Below are 15,638 nucleotides of genomic sequence, written 5' to 3' on the forward strand. Positions count from 1 at the left end.
GTTCACATATGCCCCTAATACGTTCTTGTGAATGACAAATAATACGGACTAAAAAAGAATCGCCTGCGAAAGGACGATCCTTTTCATATACACTCATTTACGTTTCGCCGGTGTCCAACGTTCTTGTTCACTCGACGCAGGGTAATCAATTCCGTCTGGATAGGCAATCAGTTCGATGAGTGATCCCCATGGTGCCTTCCCGTATACACCTTGGTTATCTCCATTGTCTTCGACGCCGGCTAACGGATGTGGTTTCGATAACAACTGTCCACCCGCACGTTCAAAGCGCTGAGCCGCCTCTTGCATATCGTCCACATAAATCGCGAAGTGATGTAAACCGTACGATGAAATTCCAGTCGGTTCGGTTTCTTTCACATGAGCGACTTGAAATAATTCAATCGATGGTCCCGATTTGATTTGAATCAGCCGCATATGGATAATTTGTTGTTCGTTTGGTAAGTCCAATTGCTGCTCCGCCTCTTCTCCTTGCATCGGTTCATCTTCTGGACGCTGCACGTCATAACAAATCTCAGCGTCGAACGCGTCCTTCAAAAAAGTAGTTGCCTCCTCAATAGAAGGCACTGTCATTCCGATGTGATCAATTCCTCTGTTCATGATGAGTCCCCTTCCATTGTTGACGAATCCGATCCATCCACGTCATGACATCCCGTGAATAAAGTCGCGTCTCGTCAGATTCACCAGAAATGACACGGTGCATCGCGTCGATTTCATAGCGTAATGCCTGCTCCGTCTCCCCAAGCTGAACGGTCTCGACCGAGCCATCTTTCGTATACGTGATGGTCGCCTCCGTTGCACGAGGAAACGCATTGACGGTAATGTACCCGTCTTCTCCCGCGATTACTCCTTGCTTCGGTAACTTTGTCCGCATTGCCAATGTGATGTTCACCATTTGATTTGAGCCTGTTCGAAGGATCGTACTCGATTGTTCATCAACCCCGGTCCTATAAGGTTTCATCGTCGTCAACACTTCCACTACTTCTTCATCTAAGAAACTTCTAGCGAACGATAAAGCGTACGTTCCGATATCGAGCATCGCACCCCCAGCCAATTCCGGATTGAAGAAACGATTAGACGGATCATCTTCTTTATAACTGCCGAACGTCACATGAATCATATTGACTCGTCCGATTGCACCTGCCTGCACACGCCGTCTCAACTCTTCAAAGAGTGGCATATGATAAATCGTCATCGCTTCGAGCACAACCACCCCTTGATTGTCAGCCAGACGATGAATGTTCTCGAGTTCCTCACTATTTAAAGTGATGGCTTTTTCGCAAAGGACATGCTTTCCATGAGCAATCGCTTGTTCCATCATCGAATAGTGGAGATGATGAGGCGTCGCCACATAGACGATGTCGATGTCAGGTGACGACAACATCTCGTCTAACGTCTGGTACACATGTTTCATACCATGTTCTTGCGCAAATTGTTCGGACTTTTCAACATCTCGTCCCCACACTCCGTAGGCAATCCCCTCTGATTGTGCGAGTGCTTGAGCGAATTCTGTCGCAATCGTTCCAGGTCCAATGATTCCCCATTGCTTCATTCCACTTCCCCCGTTTCTGTTGAATAGACGACTATATCCTGATTCGATGCGACGATGATGTGCGTGACGACATCTGTGAACAAGGACGTATCGACCACACCACGTACTTGAGATAGTTGGTGTTGCATCTCAATCGAATCTTTAGACGGGTGGACGACCACGTCGAGTAATCGGTTTCCGTTCACCGTCACTAGTGCTCCATCACTGTTCAAACTTTGACGAACTTGTAGAGATTCCACCCATGGGAGCTCTTGGACTTTCTCGCTAACATAGGTAAATGCTTGTGGAAGAATTTCTAAGACAACCGGATGATCGAACGTCAATCGTTCCACAAATTTAGAGTCATCCACCAGTAATACATATCGCTTCGCCATCGTCGCGATGAGTTTTTCTTCTGTATGAATCCCACCCCCGCTTTTCAGGGCGTGGTGTCGAGCATCGACTTGGTCACAACCGTCAAAGGCAAGGTCGATCAGCGAGACATCCCCTGTCTCGACAACCCGAAGTCCTTTTTCCAAACAAGCGCGTCGTGTCACAAATGAAGGTGTCACGATTGTCACGTCCAGTTGATTCGCATGAATCCTATTAATTAGGTGTTGAATCGTACTGCCACCCCCAAGACCGATTGTCATCCCTGACTCAATCCAAGGGAGCGCTGCTTCCGCACACTTCTCTTTTACATCCATCCGTTCATTCCCCCTGTAACAGTTGTTGGGCTGTACGATCGGTTGTCACGATGACATCAATTAACTGATGCTCGGCGGCGACTCGAATCGCATCTACTTTCTCACTTCCATAGGCTACTCCGATTTTAAGTGGGACCTTTGCGAGCTGTTGGTGCTCGATATGGACCGTCCTATCTGATAAGGACGTCGTCATGAGTTCCCCTTTTTGATTATAAAAATTCGAACAAATATCCCCGACGATTTGGAGGTCGTTCATTTCCTCGGTGAACGTCTGGCCATAGAAGGCCAACCAGTTGGTTTCTTGGTTCAGTTGGGATGACCCAATCCCAAAGAGAGCAATGTTCATCCGACCCCAAAGCTCCACGACTTCTTGAGCATGTGTCGACTGGGTTAATGCTTGCTTGATAGCGGCATTCGGTAAAATAGCAGGAACATCGATTAATTTAGAACGTCCACGCCATTTTCGTGAGGCTTCATACGCTAACGTGTTCGCATGAAAACGACTTTCGAGCTTTCCGTCCGGCCCACCGATGAGTGGCACACATTGGATACTCGAATATGCTTCTTTCGGCGTGAGTGCTTCCACAACGGCTGCCAGTGCGGTTCCCCATGAAAAGCCAATCACATCACTGTCAGTGATGATTGTCCCGATATATGTTGCGCACGCTTCCCCCATACGCTGTAACGTCTCTTCGCGTTGTCCTGACTTTTCAGGTACAAGGATGACATGTTTTAGACCGAACCGCTCTTTCAGTTGGGCTGCCACGTCAATTGATTGAAAGCGATCGTAATCAATTTGGAACTTCACAATTCCTAATTCCCGAATGCGTTTTAACATGCGACTAACCGTGGCCCGATTGACATCGAGCGCCTCTGCAATCTGGTGTTGTGTTTGATTCTGTTCGTAATACAAGTGTGCTACTTCGTAAAGCCTCTTCAGTTCTTCTGACATACAGCCACACCCCTTTGCACAAATGTACACCTAAATGAACATTTGTGCAAATCAGGATATGTTTGATTTAAAGAAGACACAAAAAACGCGTCACGATCGATATCGTGACGCGGGTTTCGTATTCAAACGATTTATGGAAAAGGTTCATTCTCGTCGCTTAGTCGGATTCGAAATAAAAGAAATGGAACAAACAGAAGACTTAAATAGCCTAATGTAAACAGCCGTTGCGTTTCACCAGAAATATATTGCGTGTGTCCACAGTTCGGACACGCTTTTCCGTCTTTTGAGAATCCGAGTGACCATACCTCTTTCGCTTTCCACTTATACTGACAATTCGTGCAACGTGATACCATCGAAATCTCCCCCTTTCTCACTCATTACGAACAAAGGGGAAGGAAGTTTCGATTTTCAACATTTTCATATTCCTTGGGTATATCTATTATGGAGATTGACGATTTTGACTCATTCGCGCAATGAGTTGGACCAATTAATATCCTCAATCTAAATAACTCATTCACGAAGCAAACGTCCACCGTCATTCCAGTGTCCGTACATTTCATTTGCTCTCGTCTTCTCAATCAATTTATTGAGACGTTTCGTATACAACTCACGGTCTTGACGAACGCTTTGAATCGTATCAATTCGAATACGGCGATATAGTTCGGGAAAAGTCATGAAGTTCGCATACACTTGAGGATCTTCCTGTAATCGCAATATGATTTCTGAATCAACGACAAACGACGTAACGCGCATATCAGGAAGAACGCTTAATCCTCGTTCTTGCATAAGTCCGAGTCTTATCAAACGTCTTACCCTCTCTTTGTTTAGCTCCGTCCAATTACTCTTTTGTCGTCTGGGTGAAAAACGTTGGGCGAATTCTCCCTCTGCTGTCTTCTTTGCAATCCCATCAATCCACCCGAAACATAACGCCTCTTCCACAGCATCGAGATAGAGTAATCCGTCCCCACTATTCTTTCGGCTGAGAATGACCCAACAAAAAGATTCATCATTCGCATGTTCATGAAGCCATTCTCGAAATTCACTTCGCTGTTTAAAGCGTAATACTTTGTCGATTTCCATAACGCTTGTCCTCTCTTCTATTTTCTTCATTATCCTATCTGTACGAGAAATAGAAAACTCTATCTAAGAAGCACAAAAAAACCACCCACCAGCTTTCGCTGATGAATGGTTCCTGTGAAGACGTATAACTTACATCATGCCGCCCATTCCACCCATGCCGCCCATGTCAGGCATTGCAGGAGCGTCTTTTTCTGGCTTGTCTGCGATGACGGCCTCTGTTGTGAGGAACATCGCTGAGACAGATGCTGCGTTTTGGAGTGCTGAACGCGTCACTTTCGCCGGATCGACGATACCGTGTGCAATCATGTCGACGTATTCGCCAGTTGCCGCGTTGTAGCCGACACCGACTGACTCGTTCTTGAGTTTCTCGACGATGACCGAACCTTCTTCACCCGCGTTTTCCGCGATTTGACGGACCGGTGCTTCGAGTGCACGAAGGACAAGTTTGACACCAGTTGCTTCGTCCGCTGTCACTTCTGCAAGCAACGCACGAACGGCTGGGATGACGTTGATGAGTGATGTCCCACCACCCGCAACGATTCCTTCTTCGACGGCCGCACGTGTCGCGTTGAGCGCGTCTTCGATGCGGAGTTTACGCTCTTTGAGCTCTGTCTCCGTAGCTGCACCGACTTTCACGACGGCTACACCACCTGCGAGTTTCGCGAGACGCTCTTGGAGTTTTTCACGATCGAAGTCAGACGTTGTCTCTTCGATTTGGTTACGAATCGTTTGAACGCGTGCTTTGATCGTTTCTTCGTTCCCTGCACCTTCAACGACAGTCGTTGTGTCTTTTGTGACGACGACTTTCGATGCGCGACCGAGCATGTCGAGTGATGCCGATTTGAGGTCGAGACCGAGGTCTTCTGTGATGACTTGACCACCTGTGAGTGTCGCGAGGTCTTCGAGCATCGCTTTACGACGGTCACCGAATCCTGGTGCTTTGACGGCTACCGCATTGAACGTACCACGAAGCTTGTTCAAGACGAGTGTCGCGAGGGCATCGCCTTCGATATCTTCAGCAACGATCAAGATTGGCTTCCCTTGCTGTACGACTTGCTCGAGCACTGGGATGATTTCTTGAATGTTTGAGATCTTCTTGTCTGTGATCAAGATGTACGGATTGTCGAGTGACGCTTCCATCTTGTCAGAATCTGAAATCATGTAAGGTGACAGGTATCCGCGGTCGAACTGCATCCCTTCGACGACGTCGAGTTCTGTCGTGAAGCCGCGTGATTCTTCGATCGTGATGACACCGTCGTTGCCGACGCGTTCCATCGCTTCTGCGATCAATTCGCCGACTTCTTCGTCCGCTGCCGAGATAGCCGCAACTTGTGCGATTGCTTCTTTTGACTCGATCGGTTTTGAAATCAATTTCAACTCTTCGAGTGCACGACGAACCGCTTTGTCGATTCCTTTACGAAGGATCATCGGGTTCGCGCCCGCTGTGACGTTCTTGAGCCCTTCACGAATCATCGCTTGTGCGAGGACTGTCGCTGTTGTCGTACCGTCCCCTGCGACTTCGTTCGTCTTCGACGCGACTTCAGCAACGAGTTTCGCGCCCATGTTTTCGAAGCGGTCTTCGAGTTCGATTTCTTTCGCGATTGTCACACCATCGTTTGTGATGAGTGGTGAACCGAATTTCTTCTCAAGGACGACGTTACGTCCTTTTGGTCCAATCGTTACTTTGACTGCGTCAGCGAGTGCGTCGACGCCGCGAAGCATCGCATGACGTGCATCTTCTGAGAATTTGATATCTTTTGCCATCGTTCATTTCCCCCTAAAAAAGTTTTTGAATAATGGTGCTTAGCCTACGATTGCGAGAATGTCGCTCTCGCGAACGATTAAGTACTCTTTTCCATCATGCTTCACTTCGGTACCTGCGTACTTCGAGTAGATGACCAAATCATTTTCTTTCACGTCGAGAGCGATACGCTCGCCTTGGTCTGTCACACGGCCCGTTCCGACTGCGATGACTTTCCCTTGTTGCGGCTTTTCTTTCGCCGTATCAGGAAGCACGATGCCCCCGATCGTCTTTTCTTCTTTCTCCACGACTTCGATGATGACACGATCGCCTAGTGGTTTTAACATGGAAAAACCCTCCTCCGAATATGAATGATGTAATGTGTATCGTAAGGTTTTAGCACTCAGTTAAAAGGAGTGCTAACATTGATAAGTGTAGTATGCAACGATTAAAAAATCAAGTGGGGAACATCAAAAAATGCTCTCACTCGCGGTCAAGAGAACTTATTTGTTACAATGAGAAAAAGGTAGGTTCATTCTTAAAATTAAGGACGTGTTGAATTGGCTACATTAAACTCAAACCAATCGATAAATACCCGTTTTTCGATGGCGCCTAACATTCGTCTCCGGCACCTCACCCCGATTTTATTATATGCGTTCGTCCAACTGTTCCCGCTCGTCATCCGTGAAGTACGACCGGAATGGTTAACCGAAACGTTCATCGGGCTCTGGATGGCCATCGGGTTTACCGTGACGATTGTATTGTCGTTATTACTCATTTGGCCGGACTTGAAGCAATATAAGGCACAAGGTGTTCAATCTAACTTGAATGACACGGTAAAATGGATCGGACTCGGGATTTTGATGCAATATGGGCTCGTCATCGTCGCGAATTTGATTGAAACAGCCATTTCAGGCGAACTTGTCGAATCGATGAATACACAAACCATCGCCGATATGGTGGAAGTCATCCCACTCATGATTTTGCCTGTCATTTTGCTCGGACCGATTATCGAAGAGATTCTCTTCCGTCATATTTTGTTCGGGAACTTGAACGTGCGCTTCGGATTCTGGATTGCCTTCGCGGTCAGTTCGATCCTATTCGCGCTCATCCATCAAGACAATCGCTTCCTCGTCTATATCGCGATGAGCTTTGCGTTCTCATACGCTTATGCGAAGACGAGACGCTTGATCGTCCCAATCGCGATTCATGCGTTCAACAACGCGCTCGTGATGCTCGTACTATTTTTAATGTAGAAATGAGGTGGCAGTTATGCCGCGACAATTAAAAGTGATGATGCTCTTCAGTCTTTCGTTCGGTGTGTTGTTCACCGTCCTCGCGTACTTCTCGGTACAAGAGTATGGGTTCAGCTTCTGGACATACTTCATCATCGCCGTCGCCGCTTACGACTTTTTCAAAGTGTATCAAATCTTGGCACTCGCTCGAAAAGTCAAAAAAGAAGGCACGGACAAATCCGCATAATGAAACCCCGAGTCTTACGAGCTCGGGGTTTTTCTTATCGTTGCAACTTTCGATTGCTCTTGTATTACTTCTTGATAGACACTTCGAATGAGCAGTCCACGCAGACCAAACGATACACCTAATACGATATAAATGGCATCGATCAGTAGGATTTGTGGTTCATCCAAGAAGAAATTGATGACCACTCCAATGACCAGCAAACCGTAAATCATGATGTTCATGAGTGTCGCATCGACTTGTCTCATGATTCTCTTGCTCACCTTTTCCTCAAGCTTTTCAATTTCTTCGTGTCGATAGCCGTAGATGGTGAATCCTAGACCCACGATTGTGATGCTAAGAAACACACCATCCCATAGCGCGAATAAAAACAGTCCTACAAAAAAGATCATGAACCCAATGAGTAACTTCTTACGCACCATACCCCTCCTTACGACGGAATCCATAGTTTTGCAAAATCAAAATAGCCGAACAAGTCGACACAGACATCCTTCAACTCGACCGGGAACGGAATCGTCCGCTCCTCATTATAGAGCGGGATGAAGTACGACTTTTCTTTCAACTCGCGTTCGATTTCCCGGTGAAGGGGTAACCAGTCCTCAAACGGCAAGTCATCGTACCGTTCAATACGTTCCGCGATTTCCTCCATGTAAGGCAATACTTTATGTGGCGGCGAGTATTCGTTCGTCATGAACTGTTCAAAGCCGAGCGTCACGTTCCGTTCGAACACTTCCCCGTGAACGACCAAATCGACATATTCATAATACGATTTGTCATGAATCGAATCTTTGAAACTGATGGGCACGAACTCATAGGCAATCCCGTGACGCGTCAACATCTCGGCAATCCAATCGGTCGTATCGTTCGTGTAGTCTGTCTGTTTGATCCGTATCGGACGATCGAGCGTGACAGGTGGCCCTTCTGGAACATCATACGTCTCACTCAGCAAGCCGAGAAACCCTTGATCGTTCGGCGTTCTTCGCTCATGCAACGTCCCGATTTCCGGTCGAATCTCCGCAATCAACCGATGCATGTAATGGCGCGCCTCTTCGTGTGCGAACACACTATTCGGATGACTGTTCAAGATGACAAGCCCGAACCCAGACGGTGTCGAGATGTGTCCGGTTTCTTTGGAATCCCTTGATGAGATGCGATACGTCGGATCATATCCGTCTGGCACTTTGATGAACTCGACCCGATCTAAAAGTGCTCGGACCCCAAAATAATTCTCGAAGGCGAGAAGAACCGTCTTCTCCTTGTCATGGCGATCCAATTGAAACGGTCCCGTCCCGACACTTCCTTTGGCGACACTCGTATGAATCATCGACAGTTTCGGGATGTACGAATTTCGACGCCTGTCGAGCGTGACATCGACACGATACGTTCCGTTCGATGCGATATGCCGGACGTGCCGATACATATACCGATACGCATCCGACTGAACGAGCATACGCAGACTTTTCGTCACATCTTTACTCGTCATGAGCGACCCGTCATGGAAACGGACCCCTTTCCGAAGAAACAAGACGAGCGTACTTCCTTGCCATTCGTAATGATGAGCAAGCTCCCCTGTGACCTCACCGGACGCATCAATCATAAAGAGACGATTGAATACGTTTTGGACGAGGTGGGCGCTGTGGATGTCAGCCGCCTCGAGTGGATGTGTCGTTAAAAAGTGACGACGGCGCGGAATGATGAGCGCATCGCTCGATGTCTGGACATATCCGAACTTCTTCTCAAGTTGGCGCATAAACCGCCCTGCCTGTGCAGGCGACCAGTCCCACTCCAACTGACTCGTCACCGCTTCGACCGACTCTTTCTCCATGCGTTCGAGTAGCTGTTTCGCCAAATCGCGCTCAACGTGTCGCAGCCATTCGAGTCGCGTCAAGTTTCCCCGTCCGCGTCCGCTCGTATACGTGAGCCATCCTTCTTCCTGCCACCGTGCCAAATGGCGCTTCGTTTGTTTCGGGCTTAAATGAATCGCTTCCGCCATATCGGAAATCGTGTACGCCCCATCCCGACACTCTTTCCATAATCGAAATAAATACGCATCCACCTCGCATTCCCCCTTAAAAGTGGACATCCTTTACCCATGTCGTCCATTTTTCAAATCCATTGTCTTGTTTATCATACAGGTACAGAATGGAAGGTGACAAGATGAAATGGAAAGATATACCTAAACCAATAAAAGTTCGACTCGTAACCTCATTTTTCAATCGTTCGGTCTCATTCGCAATCATGCCGTTCATGGCACTTCTCTTTGTCAAAGCATTTAACGAATGGATCGCGGGCGTCTTCTTAGTCTCGCTCGTTTGTCTCGGATATGTGATTGGGTTGATTGGAGGATACCTCGCTGATAAATTTTCACGGAAGAGACTCCTCGTGTTGACGGCAAGTCTCACAGCATCGATGTTTCTCGTCATGACGCTCAGTCTTCAATTTGACCAGATGATTGTCTTCATGATCGCCTACACGATTTTCACGGTCACGAACAACCTTGGACGTCCGGCGATGAGCGCCATCATCATCGATGCGACAACGCCTGAGAATCGAAAAGCCGTGTATGCGCTCGATTACTGGTTAATCAACTTATCGATCACGATTGGGACGGCGCTCGGAGGCTGGCTCTATGTCAGTAACCAGCTGTTACTGTTTTGGATTTTGACGTTCACGTCGAGCATGTTGCCGATTGCGTACGCCATTTTTCTCGAAGACACGAAGCGGACGTGGACCTCACAGAAGCTCCGCCTCGTCTTCGTCGACGTATTCCAAAGTTATCAAATCGCCTGGCGTGACCGCCCGTTCGTCAAAGTCGTCTTCGGCTCAATGTGTATCCTCGCTGCCGAGTTCTCGATGGGTAGTTATGTCGCGGTAAGGCTCGCCGATTCGTTCGAACCGCTCTCGCTTGAAGACTGGACAATCAACGGGGTGCGGATGATGAGTCTCATTCAAATCGAGAACACGCTCATCGTCGTCGCATTGACGTTCTTCATCCAACGTCTCGCCTCACGTTTCTCAAACAAGCATACGCTCCTCGGTGGGCTCGCGTTGTACACAATCGGATACGCCGTCATCACGAGCGCGAACTCGATGATGCTTCTCCTCGGTTTCATGCTCATCGCTACGTTCGGCGAATTGTTGTACTCGCCAGTATTGAATACGGAGAAGGCGAACATGATGCCAGAAGACCGACGTGGTGCGTACTCGGCATTTGCGGGAACCTCATTTGCTGGTGCCGATTTCTTATCACGCTCGACGATCTTGATTGGTTCACTTCTCACCCCGTTCATGATGAGCGTCTACATCGGACTGTTGGTCAGCTTCGGCTGTTTCCTCGTCTATAGCGGCATCTATGTAAAAGAAAAGCTCGTCCTACGACGAGCGGCGTCCTAAATCAAAACCATCCCTTCTCAATAGAACGGATGGTTTTTTGTTGAGTGACATGACAAGCGTGATTGTTCGCACCACATCATAATCCAATCACTGCCACGGTCAATCCACCGTAGACGAATCCGAGGACAATCGCACTGATGGCCATTCGTTTATATTGTGGATATTGATACAACGCAATCGCACCGCCGACGACGTGTACGAACGCGACGATGAACGTCAAAATCGGAAAAAGCATAGAGAACCTCTTTTCTTTTTAGGAAATCATGGAAACAAATCCATTTTCCGATATACTAGAATCCGAACTTATTATAACAATAATGAATAGGGAGTTGAAATCCGATGAATGTTTCACGTATGGATTTGACGACGGAAGAAATGCAACTCGTCAACAGCGAAGTCGAGAAGCGGAAACGCAGCTTACTCGTTGCGTACTTACTTTGGTTTTTCGTCGGTGCACTCGGTGCACATCGCTTTTATTTCAAAAAGATTGGGTCAGGGATCGCCATGGTCCTCCTCGTCGTCTTGACGCTCGGTTTCGGTGCCATCATTACAGGAATTTGGGCACTCGTCGATGCGTTCCTCATGCCAGGTTGGCAACAGCGCGAAGTCGAACAAATCGAACGTGAGACGATTGAACTGCTCCAAACACGCTCTGACCGCTACACAGGATTCTAATCAAAAAAGACGATCGAGGCATCTCGCCCCGATCGTCTTTTAGTGTTCATTTAAGTAGAATGCAAAATCTCGTGTCTTCCGTTCTTTCACCGCGTAATGAATCCACAGCCACGCCAACCCTTCTAGTTCACGAGCAAGCTTCAACCCATGGAGCGGATGCGTATCGAAGCCGATCTTGTTCGATAGCTCGACAACAAGCCGCACCGCTTCTTCATCATCTCCTGCGACAAACATGACAGAACCATCCGGATTACCTAAATTCTCGACGCCCGTCTGGTTAAACGCTTTGACAACTTTCGTATCGGGAACGAGTCGCTGCAAATACTCCGCGCCCGACACCCCGTCCGGTCGCTCGACTTCGTTAAACTCGATGGCGATCGGATTCGTCACATCAATCACTACTTTTCCATCCAGTCCGTCGAGTGTCGGCAATAGATCGACCGCTGCCGCAAATGGCGTACAGAGCAGGAGCACATCACTCGCTGAGGCGACTTCTTGTAACGTCAACGTTCCTTCCCGCTCCGTACGTGTTCCATACAACACCTCATAACCGGCCTGTTCGAACTGTTCCCCGAGCGTGCGTCCGACCTTCCCGGCACCTAAGATTCCGAGTTTCATGGCTCACAACTCCTCGTCTGTCCGCGTGACCGTTCCTCCATACTCTTCTGCGAGTCCGTCTAAAATCGATGGGTCGAATTCTTCCCCGATGGCCATGACTCCGGTCTGACCTGGTTCGATGTTACCGACCGTCCGTTTGAATGTATCTTGAATACCTTGCATATGCTTCACGTCTTTTGTGCCGCCGATGAGACCACCTGTGAGTGTTCCGAATAAAATTCCGAACGGTCCACCGAGGATTCCAACCGCCATCCCGATGAGCGCACCTTTCGTCGACTTGTTGACCGGTGCGAGTTGCGCCGCATCCTCGAACGAGAACGCCCCGTTTTCTTCACGCTTGATGATGACCAATTGTTCGAATCCGACGAGTCCATCCGAATGGTACTTTTTCAGCTTACTGAACGCCTGATACGAGATGGCTTCTTCCGGGAATGTGAACGTGACGATGTGATACGGTTGTTTTTCCTTTTTAGCCATGAAAAATTCCTCCTTTAAGGTAGAAAACATGACGAGCACGTACTCTACTCTTTTTCCCTGCTTTCCCGTAAAAAAACCTAGTCCGTAGACTAGGTTTAGGTCGGTCGTTTTTCATTCAACTCGTAGTGCGAATACGGTACACAGAGCGGTGTCCCGTATAACGGATCTTCTGTCACCACGACTTTTAAACCAAACACGTCTTTCATGAACGTCTCGTCGACAACGTCGTTCGGACTGCCTTCGCGATACACGTTACCACCGGCGAGGGCGATGACATGATCGGCATAGCGACAGGCGAGATGGAGATCATGGAGTACCATGATAATCGTTTTGCCTTCTAATCGGTTCAAACGATACATCAAATCCAAAATCTCAATTTGGTGCGACATATCTAAATATGTCGTCGGTTCATCAAGCAAAATCGTCTCCGACTCTTGGGCGAGTGCCAACGCGATCCATACCCGTTGCTTTTGTCCACCTGAAAGATTGCTGACAAGCGTGTCACGGAGCGAAACCGTATCCGTGAAGGCGAGCGCCCTCTCCACGGCTCGTTCATCATCTTCTGAGTATCGTTTGAAGAACGTCTGATATGGATAACGACCGAAGCGGACAAGCTGTTCGACGGTCAATCCATCCGGTGCCACGTTCACTTGTGGCATGAACGCCATGAGCCGAGCCGCCTCTTTGGCGCGATACGAATTAAGCGGTTTTTCCCGAAATGTGATTTCTCCGCCCAGTGCATCCCGCTGTCGTGCGAGCGTCGAGAGAAGCGTCGACTTCCCGCAGCCATTCGCCCCGAGAAGGACGGTGATTTTTCCATGGGGAATGGAAAACGACAAATGATCGAGTACCGTCTTCTGTTCATATCCGATGGTCACTTCTTTTAAATCAAATGTGTTCATCTCATGCTTCCTTTCATCATCCGTCGAAGTAAATAGAAGAAATACGGTGCTCCGATGACGGCTGTCATCACGCCGGTCCGTAACTCGTACGGATAAAAAATGGTTCGTGCGAGTACATCCGCCAACATCACAATCGTCGCCCCAACGAGAAGCGTTGCCCATACGTAAGGGAGCTTCAATCCTTGACGAGCGATATGAGGTGCCATCAACCCGACAAATCCAATCGCGCCGACAAAAGCGACACCAATTCCGGCGAGTAAACACGATAACAATAGCGTGCCACGCTGAATCCCGCGAACCGGAACACCGATACTTGTCGCCGTCGCCTCACTGATGTGTAGCGGACGCACGTGACGTTCAATCAAAAAAGCAGCCAATAAAAAGAGGAGTACGAACGGCACCATGATCTTCAATTGATTCCACGTCGCAGCGTACACGGTACCAGTGAGCCATTGCTGAATATCATTCTTCCGGTAGACGTTCGAAGCGAGCATCATGAACTGAACAATCCCTTGCGAGAAAATGCTGATTCCGATTCCGACGAGTGCAAGACGGACCGGTTGAACTCCACGTTTTAATAAATAGAAGAGGAACATCCCAACAACAATCGCCCCGAGGAATGAGGCGATCGGGATATAGGCGAGCGGGACCGACAGTTGATTCGTTCGCTCATCCGTGAAAACTGTAAAAAACGTGGCCGTCGCGACTCCTGCGCCACCGACAATCCCGAAAATCTCCGGGGATGCCAATTCATTTTTGATTGTCAGTTGTAACAAATGTCCACTGACGGCGAGACTCGCCCCGGCAGTCATTGCCATCAACACGCGGGGCATCCGGAACTCAAAGACGACGAGCTGTTCGAACGCATCTCCTGCCCCGACGAACAAGGCAGCGAGTGAAACTGGACTGAGGAACGTGTCACCGATGGCGAGCCCGAAATAAATCGATAGGAGTAATCCGACGATGAGTAGAAGCGCCAACTCGATTTCACGCTTTCGGAGCGTGAACGAGACGGGACCTTTTCGAAAGCGGTATGTTTTCATGATTTAAAGACTCCTTGTCTGACACTGACGAGATAGATGAAGAATGCCCCACCGACGACCGCGAGCACGACGCCCACCGTCACTTCGCGTGGGAACAGGATGACGCGTCCTAAAATATCAGCCGAAAGCAACAGAACGCTTCCGATGAGTGCACTTCCTGCGAGACGAGCGAAAAAGGCCGTGCCGAACAAATATTTCGCCAAATGGGGTGCGAGCAGACCGACAAATGCAATCGGCCCAGCGAGCGCCACTCCGAATGCGGAGAGCACGACGGCAAGCGTCACCGCAACAAACTTGATGACACCGACGTTTTGTCCAAGCGAACGCGCCACTTGGTCTCCGAGCGATAACGTCTCGAGTTCTTTACTGAGCAAGAGCACGAGCACGACTGCACCCATCATCCACGGTAACAAGGTTTCGACGAGCATGAGTGACCGCCCGGCGACCGATCCGGTCAACCAGAACAATACCTCATCGAGTGCGCCTTCCTCATAAGCGATAATCGACTGAGTGAATGAGCTAAATAAAGCCGCTAGTGATGCACCAGCAAGTGTCATATACATGACGTTTCCACCGTTCGCACTGAGCAGATATACAATCACACCAGCGATAAACGCTCCGATGAGCGAGGCTGTCGTGAATGAGGCGATACTGCTGAACCCAAAAAGGGTCACAAGCACGATGGCCAAACTCGCACCTGCGTTCACGGCCAAGATATCGGGGGATGCGAGCGGGTTACGCGTCACGAGTTGAAAGATGAGACCGGCAAGACCGAGCACACTGCCAACGAGTAACGCCACGATTGTACGTGGGATGCGATTGTCTGCCAATGCAATCATCGCCTGTGATGAACCGTTCGCTTGAAATGTCATCACATCTTCATGACTGACTACGATGACACCGACACGTAAGCTGACATAACTTAAAATTGGTAGGCAAATGATCAAGAAGAGTAATTTGATCCAAGGTTTTTTCATGTCCTCACTTCTTTCCTTTCCTACCATAGCAAATATTACGTTCCAGAA

At 48.7% G+C, this 15,638-nt stretch carries 20 protein-coding genes; 4 read left to right on the forward strand and 16 right to left on the reverse strand.

The annotated features are described in order from the left end of the window. Positions 1–93: 93 nt before the first annotated feature. The 8 genes from KNO91_RS14025 to groES form a co-directional block, all read right to left on the reverse strand. Positions 94–615: a VOC family protein gene (locus tag KNO91_RS14025; protein WP_214818565.1), complete on the reverse strand. Its 522-nt coding sequence runs from the start codon at positions 613–615 to the stop codon at positions 94–96. Beyond that, the gene (locus KNO91_RS14030; RefSeq protein WP_214818567.1) at positions 599–1,567 is read right to left on the reverse strand and encodes a Gfo/Idh/MocA family protein; all 969 of its coding nucleotides are present in this window, start codon (positions 1,565–1,567) and stop codon (positions 599–601) included. The genes KNO91_RS14025 and KNO91_RS14030 overlap by 17 nt, the downstream gene beginning before the upstream one ends. Further along, on the reverse strand, positions 1,564–2,253 hold the full coding sequence (rpiA, locus tag KNO91_RS14035; RefSeq protein ID WP_214818569.1) for a ribose 5-phosphate isomerase A: 690 nt from the start codon (positions 2,251–2,253) through the stop codon (positions 1,564–1,566). The genes KNO91_RS14030 and rpiA overlap by 4 nt, the downstream gene beginning before the upstream one ends. Before the next feature lie 4 nt (positions 2,254–2,257). Continuing rightward, positions 2,258–3,205, reverse strand: coding sequence for a sugar-binding transcriptional regulator (locus KNO91_RS14040; RefSeq protein ID WP_214818571.1), 948 nt, complete (start codon positions 3,203–3,205; stop codon positions 2,258–2,260). Between the two features lie 131 nt (positions 3,206–3,336). Continuing rightward, the gene (locus KNO91_RS14045) at positions 3,337–3,558 is read right to left on the reverse strand and encodes a hypothetical protein (RefSeq protein WP_214818573.1); all 222 of its coding nucleotides are present in this window, start codon (positions 3,556–3,558) and stop codon (positions 3,337–3,339) included. 157 nt (positions 3,559–3,715) lie between these two features. Next, the gene (locus KNO91_RS14050) at positions 3,716–4,285 is read right to left on the reverse strand and encodes a YdeI/OmpD-associated family protein (RefSeq protein WP_214818575.1); all 570 of its coding nucleotides are present in this window, start codon (positions 4,283–4,285) and stop codon (positions 3,716–3,718) included. A gap of 129 nt (positions 4,286–4,414) precedes the next feature. After that, a complete protein-coding gene (groL, locus tag KNO91_RS14055) occupies positions 4,415–6,049 on the reverse strand; it encodes a chaperonin GroEL (protein ID WP_214697033.1) in 1,635 nt (544 codons plus the stop codon). Between the two features lie 39 nt (positions 6,050–6,088). After that, on the reverse strand, positions 6,089–6,373 hold the full coding sequence (gene groES / locus KNO91_RS14060; protein WP_074032569.1) for a co-chaperone GroES: 285 nt from the start codon (positions 6,371–6,373) through the stop codon (positions 6,089–6,091). A gap of 258 nt (positions 6,374–6,631) precedes the next feature. On the opposite strand from groES, the gene KNO91_RS14065 reads away from it, so the two are divergent. Continuing rightward, positions 6,632–7,282, forward strand: coding sequence for a CPBP family intramembrane glutamic endopeptidase (locus KNO91_RS14065; RefSeq protein WP_214791019.1), 651 nt, complete (start codon positions 6,632–6,634; stop codon positions 7,280–7,282). A gap of 16 nt (positions 7,283–7,298) precedes the next feature. Further along, positions 7,299–7,508, forward strand: coding sequence for a YdiK family protein (locus tag KNO91_RS14070; protein ID WP_015880600.1), 210 nt, complete (start codon positions 7,299–7,301; stop codon positions 7,506–7,508). 14 nt (positions 7,509–7,522) lie between these two features. Here the strand turns inward: KNO91_RS14070 and KNO91_RS14075 are convergent, their stop codons facing one another. Next, a complete protein-coding gene (locus KNO91_RS14075) occupies positions 7,523–7,924 on the reverse strand; it encodes a hypothetical protein (RefSeq protein WP_214818576.1) in 402 nt (133 codons plus the stop codon). 11 nt (positions 7,925–7,935) lie between these two features. Then, positions 7,936–9,561 carry an ABC transporter substrate-binding protein gene (locus KNO91_RS14080; protein WP_214818577.1) on the reverse strand — a complete coding sequence of 542 codons (1,626 nt, stop codon included), beginning with the start codon at positions 9,559–9,561 and terminating at the stop codon, positions 7,936–7,938. Between the two features lie 101 nt (positions 9,562–9,662). Between KNO91_RS14080 and KNO91_RS14085 the strand changes: the two genes are divergently transcribed. After that, positions 9,663–10,898, forward strand: a complete 1,236-nt coding sequence (locus tag KNO91_RS14085; protein WP_214818578.1) for an MDR family MFS transporter — start codon at positions 9,663–9,665, stop codon at positions 10,896–10,898. 76 nt (positions 10,899–10,974) lie between these two features. Here the strand turns inward: KNO91_RS14085 and KNO91_RS14090 are convergent, their stop codons facing one another. After that, the gene (locus KNO91_RS14090) at positions 10,975–11,133 is read right to left on the reverse strand and encodes a hypothetical protein (protein ID WP_015880595.1); all 159 of its coding nucleotides are present in this window, start codon (positions 11,131–11,133) and stop codon (positions 10,975–10,977) included. Positions 11,134–11,237: 104 nt separating this feature from the next. Here KNO91_RS14090 and KNO91_RS14095 point away from each other — a divergent pair, with 104 nt between their 5' ends. Next, positions 11,238–11,573: a TM2 domain-containing protein gene (locus KNO91_RS14095; RefSeq protein WP_214814791.1), complete on the forward strand. Its 336-nt coding sequence runs from the start codon at positions 11,238–11,240 to the stop codon at positions 11,571–11,573. A 39-nt stretch (positions 11,574–11,612) separates the two neighbouring features. On the opposite strand, the gene KNO91_RS14100 is transcribed toward KNO91_RS14095, so the two are convergent. From KNO91_RS14100 to KNO91_RS14120, 5 genes are all read right to left on the reverse strand, one after another. Then, positions 11,613–12,191, reverse strand: a complete 579-nt coding sequence (locus tag KNO91_RS14100) for an NADPH-dependent F420 reductase (RefSeq protein ID WP_214818579.1) — start codon at positions 12,189–12,191, stop codon at positions 11,613–11,615. Positions 12,192–12,194: 3 nt separating this feature from the next. Further along, complete coding sequence (locus tag KNO91_RS14105) at positions 12,195–12,668, reverse strand: hypothetical protein (RefSeq protein ID WP_214814795.1); 474 nt, start codon at positions 12,666–12,668, stop codon at positions 12,195–12,197. 95 nt (positions 12,669–12,763) lie between these two features. Beyond that, on the reverse strand, positions 12,764–13,570 hold the full coding sequence (locus KNO91_RS14110) for an ABC transporter ATP-binding protein (RefSeq protein WP_214818580.1): 807 nt from the start codon (positions 13,568–13,570) through the stop codon (positions 12,764–12,766). Beyond that, positions 13,567–14,613: a FecCD family ABC transporter permease gene (locus KNO91_RS14115; RefSeq protein ID WP_214818581.1), complete on the reverse strand. Its 1,047-nt coding sequence runs from the start codon at positions 14,611–14,613 to the stop codon at positions 13,567–13,569. Before KNO91_RS14115 ends, KNO91_RS14110 begins: the two co-directional genes overlap by 4 nt. Continuing rightward, entirely contained in the window at positions 14,610–15,590 is a 981-nt protein-coding gene (locus KNO91_RS14120) for a FecCD family ABC transporter permease (protein ID WP_214818584.1), read from the reverse strand. The genes KNO91_RS14115 and KNO91_RS14120 overlap by 4 nt, the downstream gene beginning before the upstream one ends. Positions 15,591–15,638: the final 48 nt, after the last annotated feature.

Origin of the sequence: Exiguobacterium sp. s59, assembly GCF_018617475.1 — a bacterium.
GTDB lineage: Bacteria > Bacillota > Bacilli > Exiguobacteriales > Exiguobacteriaceae > Exiguobacterium > Exiguobacterium aestuarii.